General features: G+C 60.7%; 20 protein-coding genes. 15 read left to right on the plus strand and 5 right to left on the minus strand.

The genetic code is table 11. The features are described 5' to 3' along the window. The first annotated feature begins 70 nt into the window (after nt 1-70). From ccmA to N2599_RS16885, 5 genes are all read left to right on the plus strand, one after another. Nucleotides 71-718, plus strand: coding sequence for a heme ABC exporter ATP-binding protein CcmA (ccmA, locus tag N2599_RS16865; RefSeq protein ID WP_027511760.1), 648 nt, complete (start codon nt 71-73; stop codon nt 716-718). Nucleotides 719-899: 181 nt separating this feature from the next. Further along, complete coding sequence (gene ccmB, locus N2599_RS16870) at nt 900-1,559, plus strand: heme exporter protein CcmB (protein ID WP_027511761.1); 660 nt, start codon at nt 900-902, stop codon at nt 1,557-1,559. Between the two features lie 58 nt (nt 1,560-1,617). Continuing rightward, nucleotides 1,618-2,379, plus strand: a complete 762-nt coding sequence (locus tag N2599_RS16875) for a heme ABC transporter permease (protein ID WP_027511762.1) — start codon at nt 1,618-1,620, stop codon at nt 2,377-2,379. A 2-nt stretch (nt 2,380-2,381) separates the two neighbouring features. Continuing rightward, nucleotides 2,382-2,549: a heme exporter protein CcmD gene (gene ccmD, locus N2599_RS16880; RefSeq protein ID WP_027511763.1), complete on the plus strand. Its 168-nt coding sequence runs from the start codon at nt 2,382-2,384 to the stop codon at nt 2,547-2,549. Further along, nucleotides 2,546-3,151: a DsbE family thiol:disulfide interchange protein gene (locus N2599_RS16885; protein ID WP_027511764.1), complete on the plus strand. Its 606-nt coding sequence runs from the start codon at nt 2,546-2,548 to the stop codon at nt 3,149-3,151. The genes ccmD and N2599_RS16885 overlap by 4 nt, the downstream gene beginning before the upstream one ends. On the opposite strand, the gene N2599_RS16890 is transcribed toward N2599_RS16885, so the two are convergent. The 5 genes from N2599_RS16890 to dapF all read right to left on the minus strand — a co-directional run bounded on the left by N2599_RS16890 (nt 3,148) and on the right by dapF (nt 8,190). Beyond that, entirely contained in the window at nt 3,148-3,735 is a 588-nt protein-coding gene (locus N2599_RS16890; protein ID WP_027511765.1) for a DUF2585 domain-containing protein, read from the minus strand. The two genes, N2599_RS16885 and N2599_RS16890, sit on opposite strands and share 4 nt — an antisense overlap. Next, complete coding sequence (locus tag N2599_RS16895; RefSeq protein ID WP_027511766.1) at nt 3,732-4,376, minus strand: septation protein A; 645 nt, start codon at nt 4,374-4,376, stop codon at nt 3,732-3,734. Before N2599_RS16895 ends, N2599_RS16890 begins: the two co-directional genes overlap by 4 nt. Before the next feature lie 63 nt (nt 4,377-4,439). Continuing rightward, complete coding sequence (gene ftsY, locus N2599_RS16900; protein ID WP_027511767.1) at nt 4,440-5,999, minus strand: signal recognition particle-docking protein FtsY; 1,560 nt, start codon at nt 5,997-5,999, stop codon at nt 4,440-4,442. Between the two features lie 35 nt (nt 6,000-6,034). Continuing rightward, nucleotides 6,035-7,288, minus strand: coding sequence for a tRNA (N(6)-L-threonylcarbamoyladenosine(37)-C(2))-methylthiotransferase MtaB (mtaB, locus tag N2599_RS16905; protein WP_027511768.1), 1,254 nt, complete (start codon nt 7,286-7,288; stop codon nt 6,035-6,037). After that, nucleotides 7,285-8,190 carry a diaminopimelate epimerase gene (gene dapF, locus N2599_RS16910; RefSeq protein ID WP_027511769.1) on the minus strand — a complete coding sequence of 302 codons (906 nt, stop codon included), beginning with the start codon at nt 8,188-8,190 and terminating at the stop codon, nt 7,285-7,287. Before dapF ends, mtaB begins: the two co-directional genes overlap by 4 nt. 187 nt (nt 8,191-8,377) lie before the next feature. On the opposite strand from dapF, the gene N2599_RS16915 reads away from it, so the two are divergent. From N2599_RS16915 to leuC, 10 genes are all read left to right on the plus strand, one after another. Then, entirely contained in the window at nt 8,378-10,327 is a 1,950-nt protein-coding gene (locus tag N2599_RS16915; protein ID WP_027511770.1) for an elongation factor G, read from the plus strand. A gap of 441 nt (nt 10,328-10,768) precedes the next feature. After that, nucleotides 10,769-12,340: a signal recognition particle protein gene (ffh, locus tag N2599_RS16920; protein WP_027511771.1), complete on the plus strand. Its 1,572-nt coding sequence runs from the start codon at nt 10,769-10,771 to the stop codon at nt 12,338-12,340. Between the two features lie 16 nt (nt 12,341-12,356). Beyond that, nucleotides 12,357-12,677, plus strand: a complete 321-nt coding sequence (locus N2599_RS16925; protein ID WP_027511772.1) for a chorismate mutase — start codon at nt 12,357-12,359, stop codon at nt 12,675-12,677. 50 nt (nt 12,678-12,727) lie between these two features. Next, complete coding sequence (rpsP, locus tag N2599_RS16930; protein ID WP_027511773.1) at nt 12,728-13,096, plus strand: 30S ribosomal protein S16; 369 nt, start codon at nt 12,728-12,730, stop codon at nt 13,094-13,096. Between the two features lie 118 nt (nt 13,097-13,214). After that, complete coding sequence (gene rimM, locus N2599_RS16935; RefSeq protein WP_027511774.1) at nt 13,215-13,784, plus strand: ribosome maturation factor RimM; 570 nt, start codon at nt 13,215-13,217, stop codon at nt 13,782-13,784. Between the two features lie 4 nt (nt 13,785-13,788). Then, a complete protein-coding gene (gene trmD / locus N2599_RS16940) occupies nt 13,789-14,469 on the plus strand; it encodes a tRNA (guanosine(37)-N1)-methyltransferase TrmD (RefSeq protein WP_027511775.1) in 681 nt (226 codons plus the stop codon). 224 nt (nt 14,470-14,693) lie between these two features. Beyond that, nucleotides 14,694-15,257, plus strand: coding sequence for a 50S ribosomal protein L19 (rplS, locus tag N2599_RS16945; protein ID WP_027511776.1), 564 nt, complete (start codon nt 14,694-14,696; stop codon nt 15,255-15,257). 147 nt (nt 15,258-15,404) lie between these two features. Further along, entirely contained in the window at nt 15,405-16,202 is a 798-nt protein-coding gene (locus N2599_RS16950; protein ID WP_027511777.1) for a transporter substrate-binding domain-containing protein, read from the plus strand. Nucleotides 16,203-16,218: 16 nt separating this feature from the next. Continuing rightward, the gene (locus tag N2599_RS16955; RefSeq protein WP_027511778.1) at nt 16,219-17,040 is read left to right on the plus strand and encodes an amino acid ABC transporter permease; all 822 of its coding nucleotides are present in this window, start codon (nt 16,219-16,221) and stop codon (nt 17,038-17,040) included. Between the two features lie 236 nt (nt 17,041-17,276). After that, complete coding sequence (leuC, locus tag N2599_RS16960) at nt 17,277-18,686, plus strand: 3-isopropylmalate dehydratase large subunit (protein WP_027511779.1); 1,410 nt, start codon at nt 17,277-17,279, stop codon at nt 18,684-18,686. Nucleotides 18,687-18,765 lie beyond the last annotated feature (79 nt).

Genomic DNA, 18,765 nt, shown 5'->3' on the forward strand with positions numbered 1-18,765 from the left:
AGAGAGGGCTTGGCCCATTTGGGACATTTTTTGCGTCGCGGTGACCAAAATCTTATCGAACGGAAAACCTATGCATCTCGACGCCTCCAATCTCGCTGCCAGGCGGGGCGAAGACCTGATTTTCACAGACATATCCTTTCGCCTCGACGCAGGCGAAGCGCTAGTTTTGACTGGGAAAAACGGATCGGGAAAGTCCACTTTGCTGCGTGTCGTGGCCGGTCTTTTGGCGCCCGAAAGGGGCACAGTCGAATTCACTGATTCGCGTGGTGAAACGGACCGGGATCCGCGCGAGGTCAGCCACTATCTCGGCCACCGCAATGCGATGAAAAGCGAGCTGACCGTTTCAGAAAATCTCGCCTTCTGGCAAAATTTTCTCGGCGACACGCTCGGCGCTTCAGAATTATCGATCGAAGACGCCGCCGGGGCCGTCGGCCTCTCGGGCATTACGCATCTTCCCTTCGGCTATCTCTCTGCCGGCCAGCAACGCCGCTTTGCATTCGCCAAGCTGCTCGTCGCCTACCGCCCGGTCTGGATTCTCGACGAACCGACCGCAGCGCTCGACGCAAGCGCCGACCGCTTGTTTGCCGATCTCATCGACGCCCACCGCAGAAAGGGCGGCATCGTTCTCGCCGCGACCCACCAGCCGCTCGGGCTTGAGAGTGCCCGGGAACTCAAGATGACCGGGTTTGCGAGTGTGGATCGAGGAGTTTGGGGTTGATGAAGCTTATGGCACACCGGAACACGACCCCTCCCCAACCCCTCCTCACAAGAGCGAGGGGCTTCAACACGGCATCCGCTCATATGGATCGTATCCTCGCTAATTCCGAAATGGCCTGCTTTAGACGCCAGCCGACGCGGCAGGTTGGGGAGGGGTCGTCCATCCGAGGGGACATCTGCATATGACCGCCCTCTTCTTCCGCGACCTGAAGCTTTCCATCCGCGCCAGCGGCAGTGCGCTGGTTGGCGTGCTGTTTTTTCTCACCGTCGTCGCTGTCATCCCGTTCGGCGTCGGGCCAGACCTGAATCTGCTTTCGCGGATTGGCCCCGCGATCGTCTGGATTGGTGCGCTGCTTGCGGCTTTGCTCGGTCTTGACCGGCTTTTCCAAGCCGAACGCGACGACGGTTCGCTGGACCTGATGCTGATGCAGGAAACGCCGCTTGTGCTGACGGTTCTCGTTAAATGCTTCGCGCACTGGACGGCAACGAGCCTGCCGTTGGTGATTGCCTCCCCGTTCCTCGGTCTCTTCATGAATATGAACGAGATTGCGATCGGCGCGACGATGCTGACGCTCTTGGCCGGCTCGCCCGCGATCACTTTCATCGGCGCCGTCGGCGCGGCCGTCGCCGTCGCGCTTCCGCGCGGCGGGCTGCTGGTCTCGATCCTTGTTCTACCGTTGACCATTCCGGTGCTGATTTTCGGCGTAAGCGCCACCTATGCGGCCGTGGAGGATCCGGCACCTTTCCTGCCGCCCTTCCTCATTCTGATCGCATTGACGTTGTTCTTTGCAGTTATCGGTCCGGCAGCCGCAGCACTTGCGCTGCGGAACACATCGGATTGATCGGCTCTTTGATCACGATCAATTGCGGGAGCACTGCGTTCAAGGTAAAGAACCGTTCATGAACGAAACAAGCCTTGCCATCAGCAAATTTAGCGATCTCGCCAATCCGACGCGGTTTCTGGCGCTGGCGCAGCGCACGATCCCGTGGATGGCGGCGGCAACGGTGCTCTGTCTCATCGTCGGGCTATATCTCAGCTTCTCAACCGAAGGCGACTACCAACAGGGCGAAACCGTCCGCATCATGTATCTCCATGTGCCTTCGGCCTGGCTTGCGATGATGTGTTACACGGTGATGAGCATTTCGGCGATCGGCACCCTCGTCTGGCGCCATCCGCTGGCCGATGTCTCCGCCAAGGCGGCCGCACCGCTCGGTGCCGCGTTCACCCTCCTAGCGCTCGTCACCGGCTCTCTCTGGGGCAAGCCGATGTGGGGTACCTGGTGGGTCTGGGACGCGCGGCTGACATCCGTCTTCATCCTCTTCCTGATGTATCTCGGTCTCATTGCACTGAACCGCGCCATCGATGATCCGTCCAGGGCCGCACGTGTCACCGCGGTTCTGATTCTCGTCGGTTTCGTCAACATCCCCATCATCAAGTTTTCCGTCGACTGGTGGAACACGCTGCATCAGCCCGCAAGCGTCGTGCGTCTCGACGGCCCCGCAATCGATCCGGAATTCCTGCGGCCGCTCCTCGTGATGGCCATCGGCTTCACGCTGCTCTTCTTCACGCTGCACATTACCGCAATGCGCAACGAGATCTGGCGCCGTCGCGTTGCTGCCCAGCGCCGCCTCGCTGCCCGCATGGCAAGCCGCGAGGAATAGCCATGACGCATGCTTTTTATGTCTATAGCGCCTACGGTTTCGCAGCCTTGCTCACGATTGCCGTCACGCTTTGGGTCTGGGCCGACGGACGAGCACGGCGGAAGGAACTCGCAGTGCTCGAGGCTTCCGGTATCCGCCGCCGCTCGGCGCGCGCAAAGGATGGCGAATGAGCACGCAGCAGCAGGATCAGCCGAAACCGCGTCGCTTGGCCCGTTACGCGCTGGCTCTGATCCCGCTCATGGTTTTCGGCGGCATCGCAATGACAGCTGCAAAAATGCTTTACGATCAGGATTTCCACGGCAAGAACATTTCGGAAATTCCGTCAGCACTGATCGGCACCAAGGCTCCGGCATTGAACCTGGCACCGCTCGAAGGCTCCAATCTGCCGCCTCTGACGGACATCGCGATCAAGGGAAAGCTGACGCTGGTCAACGTCTTTGCTTCCTGGTGCCTTCCCTGCCGGGAGGAGCACCCGATCCTCACGGAACTGGCAAAGGACAACCGGCTCAACATCGTGGCGATCAACTACAAGGACAAGAACGAGAGCGCACTGCGTTTCCTCGGCGAGCTCGGAAATCCGTATGCCGCGATCGGGGTCGATCCGAATGGCAAGGCAGCGATCGACTGGGGTGTCTATGGCATCCCGGAGAGTTACCTCGTCGGCCCCGACGGCACGATCCTCTATAAGCGCGTCGGCCCCTTCGATGATGTCAGCCTCAAGGAAGGCCTCTATCCAGCGATGGAAAAGGCGCTCGGGAAACCTGTTTCCTAAATCGCACTCTGCCAGGTTTTGACCGCCTCGACCGGCCAAACCAGCATCAGCACGTTGAGCGTCAGGTTATCGCGGATCATATAACCCGTGAAAATCTCGAAGAAGATCGCGATGGCAACGGTAAGCGCGACCGGCGCGCGGGCAGCGAAGAAGAACCCGGCGACCATGAAGACGGTGTCCATGGCCGAGTTCAGGATGCTGTCGCCATAGTAGTCGAGGGAGATCGTCGCCGCACGGTAACGGTCGATGATGATCGGCGAATTCTCCATCAACTCCCAGCCGGATTCGATGACTAGCGCCAGAAGCAGGCGGACGGCAATAGGTTTGCCGCGTAGCACGAGATGCGCCAGCCCATAGAACAGGAAGCCGTGAATGATGTGGGATGGCGTGTACCAGTCCGAAAGATGCTGGGAATTGCCGCTCGAGTTGACAACGCCTTCCCACAGCTTGACATAGCCGCAGGTGCAGATCGGCGTGCGGCCCATCAGATACTCAGCAGCCATCTGGGCGATCAAAACCGCCAGGCAGGCCGCAAACCAGAAGTTCTGATGCCTCGTTCTTTCCGCCGCACTGAAAGCCGTCACTTCTCGGTCTCTCCTGCAGGAGTTATCGAATGCTTCAGGATGAGCGGCATCTGCGCCATGGTGAAAATGATAGTAATCGGCATCGTCCCCCAGACCTTGAAGGCCACCCAGAAATCATTCGAAAAATTGCGCCAGACGACTTCGTTCAAAACTGCGAGGAACAGGAAGAAGATACCCCACCGGACCGTCAGCTTGCGCCAGCCTTCGGCGTCGAGCTGAAAGGCTGCATTGAAGACATAGCCGAGCAGAGACCTGCCGAAGGCAAGCCCCCCCAGCAGCGCGACGCCAAACAGTGCATTGACGATCGTCGGCTTCATTTTGATGAAGGTTTCGTTCTGGAGGTAGATCGAGAGCGAACCGAAGATCAGAACGACGATGCCCGACACGAAGGGCATGATCGGCAGATGGCCGAGAACAAGCTTGGAAACAACGAGCGAGACAATCGTTGCCGCCATGAACAGCCCCGTCGCCACGAAGAGCGGCCCGCCGAGTTCGGACAAGGCAGGGAACCTCTCGACCAGCCAGGCGCCGCGCAGATTGGCGAAGAAGAAGATCATAAGCGGCCCGAGTTCCAGCACCAGCTTCAGCATCGGATGGTGCCGGTCGGCGGCGCTGGGCGTAATATCGCTTTCAGTGGTCATGTACCCGTCAAACCTGTTCATCGTTCGCGCGGCTTGCGCGCAGTTGTCGACTTATCTGTGGCATCATTGCCCGAGACCGGCAATGGCATGAGCGAAATCCTCGGCCTCGAAGGGCTCCAGATCGTCCACGCCTTCGCCGACGCCGATGAAATAGACCGGCAGCTTGTGCTTGGCGGAAATGGCAACGAGGATGCCGCCTCGCGCCGTCCCGTCGAGCTTCGTCATGATGAGGCCGTTGACGCCCGCAACGTTGCGGAAGATTTCGACTTGGTTGAGAGCGTTCTGGCCGGTGGTCGCATCCAGCGTCTGCAGCACCGTATGCGGGGCGTCGGGATCGAGCTTGCCGAGCACGCGGACGATTTTTTCAAGCTCCGCCATCAATTCCGCCTTGTTCTGCAAGCGTCCGGCGGTATCGATGATCAGCACGTCGCACTTTTTCGCCCTCGCCTGCTCGAAGGCGTCATAGGCGAGGCCCGCGGCATCGGCACCAAGCTTGGTGCCGATGAATTCCGACTTCGTGCGATCGGCCCAAATCTTCAACTGCTCGATCGCCGCGGCACGGAAAGTGTCACCCGCCGCCACCATGACCTTCAACCCGGCACCTGAGAGCTTCGACGCCAGCTTGCCGATTGTCGTCGTCTTGCCGGTGCCGTTGACGCCGACGACGAGAATGACATGCGGCTTGTGGCTGAGATCGAGCTGCAACGGCTTTGCGACCGGCTTCAATACTTTGGCAATTTCAAACGCCATGATGCGGCTGACGTCTTCTCCCGTCACATCCTTGCCATAGCGCTCGGAAGCAAGCGTACCGGTGACGCGCATGGCGGTCTCGAGGCCGAGGTCGGCTTGTATCAGCAGGTCTTCGAGATCCTGAAGCGTGTCGTCGTCCAGCTTGCGCTTGGTGAAGAGCGCGGAAATCTGGCCCGTAAGTTGCGACGAGGTGCGCGCGAGACCAGCACGCAGACGCTGGAACCAGCTGAGTTTTGGCGTCAGAGCAATCGGTTCCGGCTCGGCGACTTTCGGACCGGTTGCAAAGCCCTTGGGAAGCACAGGCTCCGCCTCTGAAGCATGCTCGCCATCCGCTTCAGGACTAGGAATATTCTCCTCTGTACCGCCGGACATTTCCCCCACATGGGGGGTGAGCGGTTGAGCGGCGATGTCTTTCCCAGACTCTGACGTCACTGGTTCAGCTTCTGACGCCTCAACAACCTCAGCAGCGCTTCCTTCCGAAAAGGCAGCCTCGCCCTCCAACGGATCTCCCCCCTTGTGGGGGGGATGTCCCGCAGGGACAGAGGGGGGTGTTTTTATCTCGCCCGCCTCCTGCTCGGCTTCCGCCTCCAGCAGCGAGAGTGGTATCACTCCAAGATCACCAATCTGGTCGGCCGCCGGAAGAATCGTCAAATTCTCCTTCGCGGAAGTCTCGGACGCATCCGCAGCCGGCCCACCCGCGGTATCCATCTCCTCCGGCAAAGCGGGATCGCTTGCGCGCGGCAGGTGCTCTTCGCGCGAATGCGGCTCCAGTTCGGCTTCGAGAGCTTTCGTCTCTGCAGCCTCCGGCGCCTGTTCTTCCGCCGGCTTTTCCTTGCCGAAGGTGAAGACCTTTTTGATGAAACTGAGCGCCATGGGAATTCCGTGAAATCAGGCCGCGTCGGCGGCTATCAATTGCATGTCGAGATGTTGCCGTTGTGGCCGGTGATGGTCGCCTCGACGAACGAACCCGGGCGAAGACCGGGAGCTGCGACAAGCGTGAAGTTTTCGGTATGTGCCAGCCCGTTGTTTTCCACCAGCAGCCATTGTCGCGTTCCAACCATCTGATCCAGATGGGACTGATGAAGCTGATGTCCAGTAGCGCGAAGCCGTGCCGCGCGATCCTTGACGAGTGCTCGGTCGAGTTGCGGCATGCGGGCTGCCGGCGTGCCTGGACGAGGGCTGTAAGGGAAGACGTGCAGATGAGCGATCTTCGCTTCTTCCGCCAGGCTGACAGCATTTTCGAACATCGCTTCGGTCTCGGTCGGGAAACCGGCGATCATATCCGCGCCGAGGCTCATCTCCGGACGCAGACGGCGGACCTGGTCGACGAAGCCCATCGCATCGGCGCGCGAATGGCGCCGTTTCATGCGCTTCAGAATGATGTCGTCGCCATGCTGCAGCGAAAGATGCAGGTGCGGCATGAAACGCGGCTCGTCGGCGATCAGATCGAACAGATGCTTGTCCGCCTCGATGCTGTCGATCGAAGACAGCCGCAGACGGCGGATGTCGGGTACCTGCTTCAGAAGCGTCTTAGCGAGCAGCCCGAGCGTCGGTTCGCCCGTGAGGTCGGCGCCGTAGCTGGTGGCATCGACGCCTGTCAGCACGATCTCGCGATAGCCACTTTCAACGAGGTTGCGCGCCTGATCGACGACGGCACCCATGGGCACGGAACGGGAATTACCGCGGCCATAGGGAATGATGCAGAAAGTGCAGCGATGGTCGCAGCCGTTCTGGACCTGGATAAAAGCACGCACATGCCCGTCGATGTGCTTCACCATCTGCGGCGCCGTCTGGCGCACACTCATGATGTCGTTGACGCGCAGCTTCTCTTCCGCCGAAACGCCGAAATCGGGAAGCGCGCGGTAGGAAGTGCTCGTCAGCTTCTCCTCATTGCCGAGGACGGCGTCGACCTCGGTCATTTCGGCAAATGTCTGCTTTTCGGTCTGGGCCGCGCAGCCCGTCACGATGATGCGGGCATGTGGATTATCGCGGCGCACGCGGCGGATGGCCTGCCGCGCCTGACGCACGGCCTCGCCTGTGACCGCGCAAGTGTTCACTAGAATGGCATTGTTGAGCCCGGCCTTTTCCGCCTCCGCCCGCATCACTTCGGATTCATAGGTATTGAGGCGGCAGCCGAAGGTGATGACCTCGACGCCGCTCACCGCGCCTCGGCCCCCTGCGCCTGATCGCGCGACCATGAGCCCGTGGCGGGATCGACAGTGCCGGACCATTCCCATTCGGCTGGGCCGGTCATGATCACATGGTCGTCGCGCTCGCGCCATTCAATCGACAATACGCCGGGCGGCTTGGCGCTGGCGACATGAATGTCGACCTTGCGGCCTGTGCGGCCCGTGCGGGCAGCGGAAACCGCGGTTGCGCAGGCAGCTGAACCGCAGGCAAGCGTCAAACCCGCGCCGCGCTCCCACGTGCGCGTCGTGATCGATACCGGCGAGGTGACTTGTGCCAGCGTGATATTGGCGCGCTCTGGAAACATCGGATGGTTTTCAAGCAACGGTCCGAAGCGGGCAAGATCAAAGGACATCACGTCCCGGTCGACCCAGAAGACGGCATGCGGATTGCCCATCGACATGGTGGAGGGTGAATGCAGGACCGGGCTGTCGATCGGGCCGATCTGCAGTTCGATGCGGCTCGTATCGTGGAATTCTTCCGCAAGCGGGATCTTGTCCCAATCGAAAACAGGCTTGCCCATGTCGACCGAGATCGTGCCGTCATCATGCTCGACGGCATTGAGGATGCCTGCCACCGTCTGGAAGGTGAAGACCTTCTTGCCGGTTTCCGCAGCAAGAGCCTGCACCACGCAACGCGTGCCGTTGCCGCAGGCTTGCGCCTTCGATCCATCGCAGTTCAGGATATCGATCCAGGCATCGGTGCCTTGGGCTCTCGGGTCATGGATCGCCATGATCTGGTCGAAGGCCGTATCCGGATGGGCATTCAGCGCAACCGCCGCAGCCGACGTCACCTTGTCTGCACGGCCGCGCATGTCAACGACCAGGATCTTGTTGCCAAGCCCGTTCATCTTCGCGAATTCGACCGTTGTGCTCATAGGATCATTCCGTGTATTTCGGCTGTATATGGCCGAAACGCGCGGGAATTACCAGTGGCCACCGACAAAGCGGACGCCCATCGTGCCGCCTCATCCTTGAGAAAAATCGCAATGGCCTAGCGCTTTTCATCGGTTGAAGGCATTCTTGGCAATGGGATGCGTGTTCTTGGCAATGGGAGGATAGCCGATGCGCTGCTTCACGGTACTTGGACCCTCGCAGACGGGAAAGTCGACGCTCGTCGCAAAACTGGCTTCGCTCGAAGGGACACCGAGAAAGTCTGTCTCTCCATACGGATCAAGCCTGACGGAATTCGAATTCGGAAGCGAGGGATGGTGTGCGCTGGACACACCCGGCGCCAACGAGGCGCTGGCGCTCGCCCAGGATTCGCTGCTGGCAAGCGACGCCTGCATCCTCTGCGTATCGCCGTCACCGGACGAAGCCGTGCTGGCAGCCCCCTATCTTCGTGTCATCGAAGCTTCGGGAACACCCTGCATTCTTTTCGTGAACCGCATGGACGAGCCGCGAGGGCGCCTGCGCGATGTCATCGCCGCCCTGCAGGACTATTCCAGCCATCCCCTCGTCCTACGGCAGATACCGATCCGCGACGGAGATGCGGTCGTCGGCAGCTGCGACCTGATTTCGGAGCGCGCCTGGCGCTATCGCGAAGGTCAACCTTCCGCCCTCGTTGAACTTCCCGACAGTGCTGCAGCGCGCGAGCACGAGGCACGCTCCGAATTGCTCGAGCATCTTTCCGACTATGATGACTGGCTTCTGGAGGAGCTGATCGAAGATCGCGAACCGGCAAGCGACGCACTCTTTGCCATCGCTTCGCGGATCCTGAAGGAAAACAGGGTCATTCCCGTGCTCTTCGGGGCAGCTTCCCACAGCAATGGCATCAAGCGGCTGATGAAGGCGCTGCGCCACGAAGCGCCGCCTGTTGAAGCTCTGAAGAGGCGGCTGGCCGCGGCCGCCAGCCTAGATGAAACGGCGTTGGCTGCCGTGAGCTTTCACGCCTACCATCGGCCGAGCGTTGGGAAGACAGTTCTCGCCCGCGCGCTTGCCGACGGACTGAAGCAGGGCGCGGCGCTGGGCGGCTCGGGGCTCGGCTCGCTTCAGGAGGGAGGAAACGGCCGTCCCAACCTGACACGCGGCACGATTTTCGCCGCAGTCAAGTCAGACCACCTACCCGCACCTGCGCTGCTGACACCGGCCGACGCGTTGCCGCCGCCAGCTTGGACGACGCCGCCGACGCCAATGCTCGAACGCATCCTCGTTCCGGGCACAGAGCGCGACGAGACGAAACTCTCGGCGACGCTGGCGAAGCTGGCCGAGACCGATCGCGGCCTGAAGGTGATGCAGGAAGAAGGAACGGGCGCGCAGTTGATCTGCGCCCAAGGGCCGATTCACCTGCGCGATCTGCGCAAGACCCTGTCGGAGGTGTTCCGCGTCGAGGTGACCGATCGATCGCCGAACCCGATCTATCGGGAAACGATCTCGAAGCCCTCGAACGTCCACTACCGTCACCGCAAGCAAACCGGCGGCGCAGGTCAGTTCGCGGACGTGCAATTGAGCGTCCGGCCCAACGCGCGCGGGCAAGGCTTCACCTTCAGCGAGACGGTCAAGGGCGGCACCGTTCCACGGAATTATATACCGGCGGTGGAGGCCGGCGCCCGTGAAGCCATGGAGAAAGGCCCGCTCGGTTTTCAGGTGATCGATGTCGATGTGACGCTCACGGACGGCCAGTATCACTCTGTCGATAGCTCCGATTTCGCCTTCCGGGCAGCGGCAAGGATGGGCGTGCGGCAGGCGCTGTCAGAGGCAGCGGCCGTGCTAATGCAGCCGGTGGTTCGCGTCGAAATCCACATACCCTCCATCTTCTCCGGCAGCATGGTGGCGATCATCTCGGCGCTCAAAGGCCAAGTGCTTGGATTCGATCGTGATGAGAGCGCCAAAGGCTGGGATGTCTTCCGGGCACTCGTTCCCGGTGGGGCGCTGGACGAGTTGGCTCGGGCACTGCGCTCAGCCACTCAGGGGATCGGGTACTTCTCCAAAACCTTCGACCACTTTGAGGAGATCTACGGCAAGGAGGCCGAGTCTATCATCCATACGCACGGTTCGGGATCGCACGCGAATTAAAGCGCCACGCATCTTTGAAGATACTCAAAGCTACCCGGAGTATCGCCAGCCTAACTTCAAGCCGCACCGTAACCTCCTCCGGTCGGAGTCGTGACGATAACCGCTTCGCGAATGTCCTGCACGGCGGCACTTTGATCGTGTCACGTGAGATTACGCAAGCGGCACGCCGAAGGGTCTCAGAAGCCCGCAATGCGGTCATTTGTCCGCATTCTCTTGACTTTGTCTGCGCTTTCCTATTTACCCCCGCTCATTCTATGACGAGCTTCAAGACTCGAGCCGCCGACCGGGACCCGCAAAGGTATAAAGAGATCCCGGAGGTCCACACCCGACAGCGCGATGCGCCCTCGGGTGCTTTTTGGCTTTGCGTCTTGTTTTCGTCAAGGAAAAGCACGACGTTTCCGGGCATACCAATCCCGCCCGAAACGTATCAAGGAAGAGCCTATGTTTGAAAACCTCCAGGACCGTCTTGGATCCATTCTGAATGGACTGACAGGCCGTGGCGCGCTTTCGGAAGCCGATGTTTCCGCAGCGCTGCGCGAGGTTCGCCGTGCGTTGCTGGAAGCTGATGTTGCACTCGACGTCGTGCGCGGCTTCACCGACCGCGTGCGCGAAAAGGCCGTCGGCGCCGAGATACTGAAGTCGATCAAGCCCGGCCAGATGGTCGTCAAGATCGTTCATGACGAAATGATCGAGATGCTGGGCGGCGAAGGCGTCGGTGTCGACCTGCACGCTGCCGCCCCTGTCGTCATCATGATGGTTGGCCTTCAAGGCTCCGGCAAGACAACGACGACGGCGAAGATCGCCCTTCGCCTTACGACGCGCGAGAAGAAGAAGGTGCTGATGGCATCGCTCGACACGCGCCGTCCGGCTGCGCAGGAGCAGCTTCGGCAACTCGGAGCGCAGGCGAGCATCGACACGCTGCCGGTCATCGCCGGTCAGTCGCCGACCGATATCGCCGCGCGCGCCGTTCAGGCAGCCAGGCTCGGCGGCCACGACGTCGTCATTCTCGATACCGCCGGCCGTACGCATATCGACGAACCCTTGATGGTCGAAATGGCCGATATCAAGAAGAAGTCGAACCCGCATGAAATCCTGCTTGTCGCGGATTCGCTGACCGGTCAGGACGCCGTCAACCTGGCCCGCAATTTCGACGAGCGCGTCGGCATCACCGGCCTCGTCCTGACGCGTATGGATGGCGACGGCCGCGGCGGTGCCGCTCTTTCGATGCGTGCCGTCACCGGCAAGCCGATCAAGCTGATCGGCGTCGGCGAGCGGATGAATGAGCTGGAAGAATTCCATCCCCGCCGCATCGCAGACCGCATCCTCGGCATGGGCGACATCGTTTCGCTTGTCGAGCGCGCGGCGGAAAATATCGATGCCGAAAAGGCAGCCGCGATGGCTGCCAAAATGGCCAAGGGCAAGTTCGACCTCAACGACCTCGCCGACCAGCTGCGCCAGATGCAGAAGATGGGCGGCATGGGCGGTATCATGAGCATGATGCCCGGCATGGGCGGCATGAAGGACAAGATGGCGTCCGCCGGCCTGAACGACGGCCTTTTCGGCCGTCAGCTTGCGATCATCTCTTCGATGACCAAGGCCGAGCGCGCCAACCCGGACATCCTCAAGCATTCCCGCAAGAAGCGCATCGCCGCCGGTTCCGGCACCGAAGCCTCCGACATCAACAAGTTGCTCAAGATGCACCGCCAGATGGCGGACATGATGAAGATGATGGGCGGCAAGGGCAAAGGCGGCATGATGAAGCAGCTGATGGGCGGTCTTGCCGGCAAGATGGGCCTTGGCGGGATGGGTGGAATGGGCGGCATGCCCGATCTCTCGAATATCGACCCGAAACAGCTGGAGGCGCTTCAGAAGCAGGCCGAAGCGGCGGGTCTTGGAAAGCCGGGCGGGAGCATGCCCGGTTTGGGCGGCGGTTTGCCGGGTCTTGGCGGCGCAAAGCTGCCGGGTCTCGGTGGCAGCTTACCGGGTCTGCCCGGACTGCCGAAGAAGAAGTGAGAGGATCGCCTGGCCCATGATTGATCCAGAAGTCAAAGCCCAGCTTTCGAGCTATCGCCAGTCGATTGACAATATCGACGCCGCGCTCGTTCACATCCTGGCCGAACGTTTCCGCTGCACCAAAGAGGTCGGCGTGCTGAAGGCCAAGTACAAGTTGCCGCCGGCCGATCCGGCGCGCGAGGAATACCAGATCGCCCGTCTGCGGCAGCTTGCCGAAGACGCACATCTGGATCCGGATTTCGCCGAGAAGTTCCTGAACTTCGTCATTAAAGAAGTCATCCGGCACCATGAGCAGATCGCTGCGGATCACGCTGAACAAGGCGCCGCAGCAAAATGAACCGATACCGCCTCACGAAGCGGTCAAGAAAAGCCTAAGGAGTAAATGACATGGCACTGAAAATTCGTCTCGCCCGCGGTGGCTCCAAGAAGCGCCCGTACTACCACGTTGTCGTTGCCGACGCTCGCTCGCCGCGCGACGGCCGCTTCCTCGAAAAGCTCGGTTCCTGGAACCCGATGCTTGCCAAGGACGACGCAAAGCGCGTTGAATTGAACGCCGAGCGCATCAAGCACTGGCTCGATAACGGCGCGCAGCCGACCGACCGCGTTCTGCGCTTCCTCAACGAAGCCGGCGTTGCTAAGCGCGAAGCCAAGAACAACCCGGAAAAGGCAAAGCCGGGCAAGAAGGCTCAGGAGCGCACCGCCGAAAAGGCTCAGAAGGCTGCCGACGCAGCTGAAGCCGCCGCTTCCGCGGAATAATCCCGGGATCATATCCTGATTGGACGGGCGGCATGGCAACATGCCGCCCGTTTTCGTTTTCATTTCGGCGGACTTCGTTTATGAGAAGCCAGATTTCCGGCTTCACATGAAGGGCCCCATGACAAAGCTCGAAAACCCCGTATTGATGGCAACGATCGGCGGTGCGCAAGGCATCCGCGGGGAAGTGCGCGCCAAGGCTTATACGGCCGACCCGACGGCACTCGGCGACTATGGTCATCTTCACAGCATGGATGGACGAACCTTCGAGATCCTCGAGGTCCGCGAGATGAAGAATGTCGTTGTGGTCCGCTTCCGCGGCATCAACGACCGCAATGCGGCCGAGGCGCTCAACGGCCTGGAGCTTTACATCGAGCGCGACAACCTGCCGGATGACGAGCTGGAGGAAGACGAATTCTTCTATGCCGACCTCGAGGGGCTGGAGGCACTGGACGAAAAGGGCGTCAGCTACGGCAACATTACCGGCGTTTTCGACTTCGGTGCAGGCGACCTGCTGGAGCTCAAGGGGCCGGGCAAGCGACCTGTGCTCATTCCCTTCTCCGAAGCGTCGGTTCTCGAAATCGATCTCGAAGGCGGCACGATCCTGATCGACCCGCTAGCGGCAGGACTTATCGACGATCCGCAGGAAATCTCCAAGCTCGCCTCCGGCAAGCCGAAGAAAAAGAAGTAACGCCATGGGTTTCCGGGCAACCGTCCTGACACTCTACCCGGAAATGTTTCCGGGGCATCTGAGCTGTTCGCTCGCCGGCAAGGCGATGGAGCGTGGTCAATGGTCGCTGGATGCCGTGCAGATCCGGGATTTTGCGACCGATAAACATCGGACCGTCGACGACACACCCGCAGGCGGCGGCGCCGGCATGGTGCTGAAGCCGGACGTGCTGGCATGTGCGATCGACAGCATCTCCGAAAACGATACTCGCCCGCGGCTATTGATGAGCCCGCGCGGCAAGCCGCTGACGCAGGAACGCGTGCGCGAGCTTGCTTCGGGCGACGGCGTGATCATCATCTGCGGCCGCTTCGAAGGTGTCGATCAGCGGGTGATCGATGCACGGGAGCTCGAAGAGGTTTCGATCGGCGATTACGTGCTTTCAGGAGGCGAACCCGCGGCCCTGATCGTTCTCGACGCAATCGTGCGCATACTGCCGGGGGTCATGGGCAATGATCTCTCGGGCCTGCATGAAAGTTTCGAGGGCGGGTTGCTGGAGCACCCGCACTATACCCGGCCGCAGGAATGGGAGGGCCGCGAAATTCCAGCGATCCTCACCTCCGGCAATCACGGCGCCATCGAAAAATGGCGGCATGAACAGGCGGTTGCGTTGACAAAGGAAAGGCGGCCGGACCTGCTGAAGGACTGAAAGCCAGAGAATCGGTGCCTCCGCCTCATAAAAATGCCGTCCGAGGGATGACAAGCCCCGGGCTTTCGTGTAGTAGCGCACGCGGAAATGGGGTTATCCCCGTCTGCCAGTAAACAAAGAATGGCGAATCCGCTCCCGCCCGCGAAGGGCAAAATCCCGAGGCGAGTCCAAAGGATCATGTATCGAGCGCTCTGGCTGTTTCAGAAGAAATAAAGGTTAAGACGATGAACATCATTCAGCAGCTCGAGGCCGAACAGGCCGCCAAGATCGAAGCGAAGCGCACGCTTCCGGAATTCTCCCCGGGCGACACCGTCCGCGTCAACGTCAAGGTCACAGAAGGCACCCGTACGCGCGTGCAGGCCTATGAAGGCGTCTGCATCGCCCGCTCTGGCGGTGGCCTGCAGGAGAACTTCACGGTCCGCAAAATCTCCTACGGCGAAGGCGTCGAGCGCGTATTCCCGGTTTACTCGCCGATGATCGAAAGCGTCGACGTCGTTCGCCGCGGTAAGGTCCGTCGCGCCAAGCTCTATTACCTGCGCGATCGTCGCGGCAAGTCCGCCCGTATCGTTGAAGACACCGGCGTTCGTGCCCGCAAGCTCAACGACGCCGAGCGCGCCGCTGTTGCCGAGGAAAAGGCACGCATCGAAGCCGAGAAGGTTGCAGCAGCTCAGGCTCTCGCAGCCGAAAAGGCAGCAGCCGAAGCCGCGGAAGCCAAGGCAGCAGCTGAAGCCGCGGAAGCTAAGGCAGCAGCTGAAGCTGCAGCCGCTGCAGAGCCTACGGCAGAATAAGTTCTACCAACGCAAAATTCTCTGTATGAAAAGGCGGTCTTTGGGCCGCCTTTTCTGTTTTCGGCCTGCGGCGTCGGGGCCAATGCTCTTGCCATCCGCTTCGCAACTATGACAATTTCCCCTGGCCATATTGATTGGAGATTTCTGATGCCGATCCGTCGCACCATTCTTGCAAGCCTCGCCGCTCTCGTTCTTTCGCCGTTGGCGGCCCTTGGTGCCAGTTTGCCGGATCTTGGCGGCAAGACGGTGGTCGTCGTCACAGAGAATGCCTACCCGCCGCTGCAATTCGTCGATCCCAAATCCGGCAAGCAGGTCGGCTGGGAATATGATGCGATGAACGAGATCGCCAAGCGGCTGAACTTCAAGGTCGAGTATCAGAACACGAGCTGGGACGCGATGATCCAGGCCGTCTCCGACGATCAGTACAGTATCGGCATGACCGGCATCACCATCAAGGACGACCGCAAGCAGAAAGTAGATTTCTCTGATCCCTATATGCGCTCGCAGCAATTCATGCTGGTCCGGGCCGATGAGAGCCGCTTCACGGACGCGAAGACCTTCGGTGAGTTCAAGGACGGCCTCGTAGGTGCGCAGCCGGGCACCTCGCCTTTCTACACGGCCGTCTATGAGATCCTTGACGGCAACGAGCAGAACCCGCGCATCAAGCTCTTCGAAACCTTCGGCGCCACCGTACAGGCGCTGAAGGCCGGCGACGTCGATGTCGTGCTGACCGACAGCGTTGCCGCGAAAGGCTATGTCGATGCCTCGAGCAGCACGCTCAAGGTTATCGGCGGCCCGCTCGGCACCGAGGATTTCGGCTTCATCTTCCCGAAGGGCTCCGATCTCGTTGCCCCCGTCAACGCCGCGATCGCCGCATTGAAGGTCGACGGCACGCTCGACGCGCTGAACAAGCAGTGGTTCCTCGACTACAAGATGGGCGAATGATGCAGGTCAGCCGCTGATGGCACTGCAGCCTTCTCCTGCCGGAACTCTCAAGGGCGACTATCCCTGGTGGCTGGTCGCCCTTGCCACGATCGGCGCCATCCTTGCGATCGTCATCGTCACCAACGGCGTCTATGCGCAGGTGTTCCGCACCGTCGTCAACGGGGTATGGGTCACCGTCTTCGTGACGCTGGTCGCCTTTGCGCTGGCGACATTGCTTGGCCTCGGCATCGCTCTTCTCGGGCTTTCGGATAGCGTCGCGCTACGCCAAGTATCCCGCTTCTATATCGAGATCGTCCGTGGCATCCCAATGCTCGTGCTGCTCTTTTATGTGGCTTTTGTCGGCGCTCCGGGCATTGTCGCCGCGTATAATTTCCTGATCACGCCATTTGTGAAAGCCGGATTGGCCGAACCGATCCTGGTACGCGACCTCTCGTTGATGTGGCGTGCGATCATCGCTCTGATGATCGGATATTCCTCTTTTATCGCAGAGATTTTCCGCGCCGGAATTCAATCGCTCGACCATGGGCAGATCGAAGCGGCCAAGGCGCTTGGCCTATCACGCTACCACCGCTTCCGGCTGGTCGTCTTTCCGCAGGCGATCCGCGTCATCTTTCCGCCGCTCTCCAACGACTTCGTTTCGATGGTGAAGGACAGCTCCCTCGTTTCCGTGCTCGGAGTTTCCGACATCACGCAAATGGGCAAGGTCTATGCCTCCGGCTCCTTCCGCTTCTTTGAGACCTATTCAATCGTCACCTATATCTATCTGATCCTGACGATTGGCTTGTCGCTCGCGCTGCGGCAGGTCGAGCAGCGGATGCGCAAGGCTCACAGCCGGTAACACTGCATGATTCGAATTGCCGTTTCCGAGAAAAATCGCTATATGCAGGCCCATGGAATCCAAGTTCAGATGCATTGGCGCGCATGTTTTCGTGCTGCAGGATCATTATCGCCTGCCGGCACGTTTCTTTGCGACCGTCTCCGGCGCGCTCAGCAGCCGACTTCGCTGATCGAATGACGGCCGGCCGGCCTTGCCGCCAATTCCTTCCCATTGCATCCAAAACGGACTGAAAAGCCATGAGCGCACCGCGTACCCTCTACGACAAAATCTGGGACGACCATCTGGTCGACGAACAGGCAGACGGCACCTGTCTTCTCTACATCGACCGCCATCTGGTCCACGAAGTGACCTCGCCGCAAGCGTTCGAAGGCTTGCGCATGACCGGCCGCACGGTTCGCGCCCCGGAAAAGACGCTCGCCGTCGTCGACCACAACGTTCCGACCTCGCCCGATCGCCATCTCGGCATCAAGAACGAGGAAAGCCGTATCCAGGTCGAGCAGCTGGCCAAGAACGCCGCCGAGTTCAAGGTCGAGTACTACTCCGAGAACGACAAGCGCCAAGGCATCGTGCACATCATCGGGCCGGAACAGGGCTTCACCCTGCCGGGCATGACGATCGTTTGCGGCGATAGCCACACGTCCACCCACGGCGCCTTCGGCTCGCTCGCCCACGGCATCGGTACGTCTGAAGTCGAACACGTCCTGGCGACGCAGACGCTGATCCAGAAGAAGGCGAAGAACATGCTGGTGCAGGTCGATGGCCAGCTTCCGGCAGGCGTCACCGCCAAGGACATCGTGCTGGCCATCATCGGCGAAATCGGCACCGCCGGCGGTACGGGTTACGTCATCGAATATGCCGGCGAAGCGATCCGCGCACTGTCGATGGAAGGCCGCATGACGATCTGCAACATGTCGATCGAAGGCGGCGCCCGCGCCGGCCTGATTGCGCCCGACGAGACGACCTTCGAGTATATCAAGGGCAAGCCGCGTGCGCCGAAGGGCGAGGCGCTGGAACAGGCGATTGCCTACTGGAAGACGCTGAAGTCGGACGAAGGCGCACATTTCGACCGCGTCGTGAAGCTCAACGCTGCCGAGCTGCCGCCGATCGTTTCCTGGGGCTCCTCGCCGGAGGATGTCGTCTCGGTGCAGGGCGTCGTTCCTAACCCGGACGAGATCCGGGACGAAACGAAGCGTGCCTCCAAGTGGCGCGCGCTTGATTACATGGGCCTGAAGCCAGGCACGCCGATGACCGAGATCAACATCGACCGCGTCTTCATCGGCTCCTGCACCAACGGCCGTATCGAAGACTTGCGCGCCGTTGCCAAGGTCGTTGAAGGCAAGACCGTTGCTTCGACCGTCAACGCCATGATTGTTCCCGGCTCGGGCCTCGTGAAGGAACAGGCGGAAGCCGAGGGCCTCGACAAGATCTTCAAGGCGGCCGGCTTCGACTGGCGCGAGCCCGGCTGTTCCATGTGCCTCGCCATGAACGACGACCGCTTGAAGCCGGGCGAGCGCTGCGCCTCGACGTCCAACCGCAACTTCGAAGGCCGCCAGGGCTTCAAGGGCCGCACGCACCTCGTCTCCCCGGCTATGGCCGCCGCCGCTGCGATCGCAGGCCATTTCGTCGATATCCGCGAGTGGAACTGACGACCATTGCCTCCCCTTCGATTAGAAGGGGAGGCATGCCGTCTCCAGAAGACAAGATGCGCATTCGGTGAGACAATAG

The sequence above is a fragment of the Rhizobium sullae genome (genome assembly GCF_025200715.1).
Lineage (GTDB): Bacteria > Pseudomonadota > Alphaproteobacteria > Rhizobiales > Rhizobiaceae > Rhizobium > Rhizobium sullae.

Coding starts and splice junctions, on each gene's coding strand:
- ccmA (WP_027511760.1), top strand. CDS start 71: ATGCATCTCGACGCCTCCAATCTCGCTGCCAGGCGGGGCGAAGACCTG.
- ccmB (WP_027511761.1), top strand. CDS start 900: ATGACCGCCCTCTTCTTCCGCGACCTGAAGCTTTCCATCCGCGCCAGC.
- N2599_RS16875 (WP_027511762.1), top strand. CDS start 1,618: ATGAACGAAACAAGCCTTGCCATCAGCAAATTTAGCGATCTCGCCAAT.
- ccmD (WP_027511763.1), top strand. CDS start 2,382: ATGACGCATGCTTTTTATGTCTATAGCGCCTACGGTTTCGCAGCCTTG.
- N2599_RS16885 (WP_027511764.1), top strand. CDS start 2,546: ATGAGCACGCAGCAGCAGGATCAGCCGAAACCGCGTCGCTTGGCCCGT.
- N2599_RS16895 (WP_027511766.1), bottom strand. CDS start 4,376: ATGACCACTGAAAGCGATATTACGCCCAGCGCCGCCGACCGGCACCAT.
- ftsY (WP_027511767.1), bottom strand. CDS start 5,999: ATGGCGCTCAGTTTCATCAAAAAGGTCTTCACCTTCGGCAAGGAAAAG.
- dapF (WP_027511769.1), bottom strand. CDS start 8,190: ATGAGCACAACGGTCGAATTCGCGAAGATGAACGGGCTTGGCAACAAG.
- N2599_RS16915 (WP_027511770.1), top strand. CDS start 8,378: ATGCGCTGCTTCACGGTACTTGGACCCTCGCAGACGGGAAAGTCGACG.
- ffh (WP_027511771.1), top strand. CDS start 10,769: ATGTTTGAAAACCTCCAGGACCGTCTTGGATCCATTCTGAATGGACTG.
- N2599_RS16925 (WP_027511772.1), top strand. CDS start 12,357: ATGATTGATCCAGAAGTCAAAGCCCAGCTTTCGAGCTATCGCCAGTCG.
- rpsP (WP_027511773.1), top strand. CDS start 12,728: ATGGCACTGAAAATTCGTCTCGCCCGCGGTGGCTCCAAGAAGCGCCCG.
- rimM (WP_027511774.1), top strand. CDS start 13,215: ATGACAAAGCTCGAAAACCCCGTATTGATGGCAACGATCGGCGGTGCG.
- trmD (WP_027511775.1), top strand. CDS start 13,789: ATGGGTTTCCGGGCAACCGTCCTGACACTCTACCCGGAAATGTTTCCG.
- rplS (WP_027511776.1), top strand. CDS start 14,694: ATGAACATCATTCAGCAGCTCGAGGCCGAACAGGCCGCCAAGATCGAA.
- N2599_RS16950 (WP_027511777.1), top strand. CDS start 15,405: ATGCCGATCCGTCGCACCATTCTTGCAAGCCTCGCCGCTCTCGTTCTT.
- N2599_RS16955 (WP_027511778.1), top strand. CDS start 16,219: ATGGCACTGCAGCCTTCTCCTGCCGGAACTCTCAAGGGCGACTATCCC.
- leuC (WP_027511779.1), top strand. CDS start 17,277: ATGAGCGCACCGCGTACCCTCTACGACAAAATCTGGGACGACCATCTG.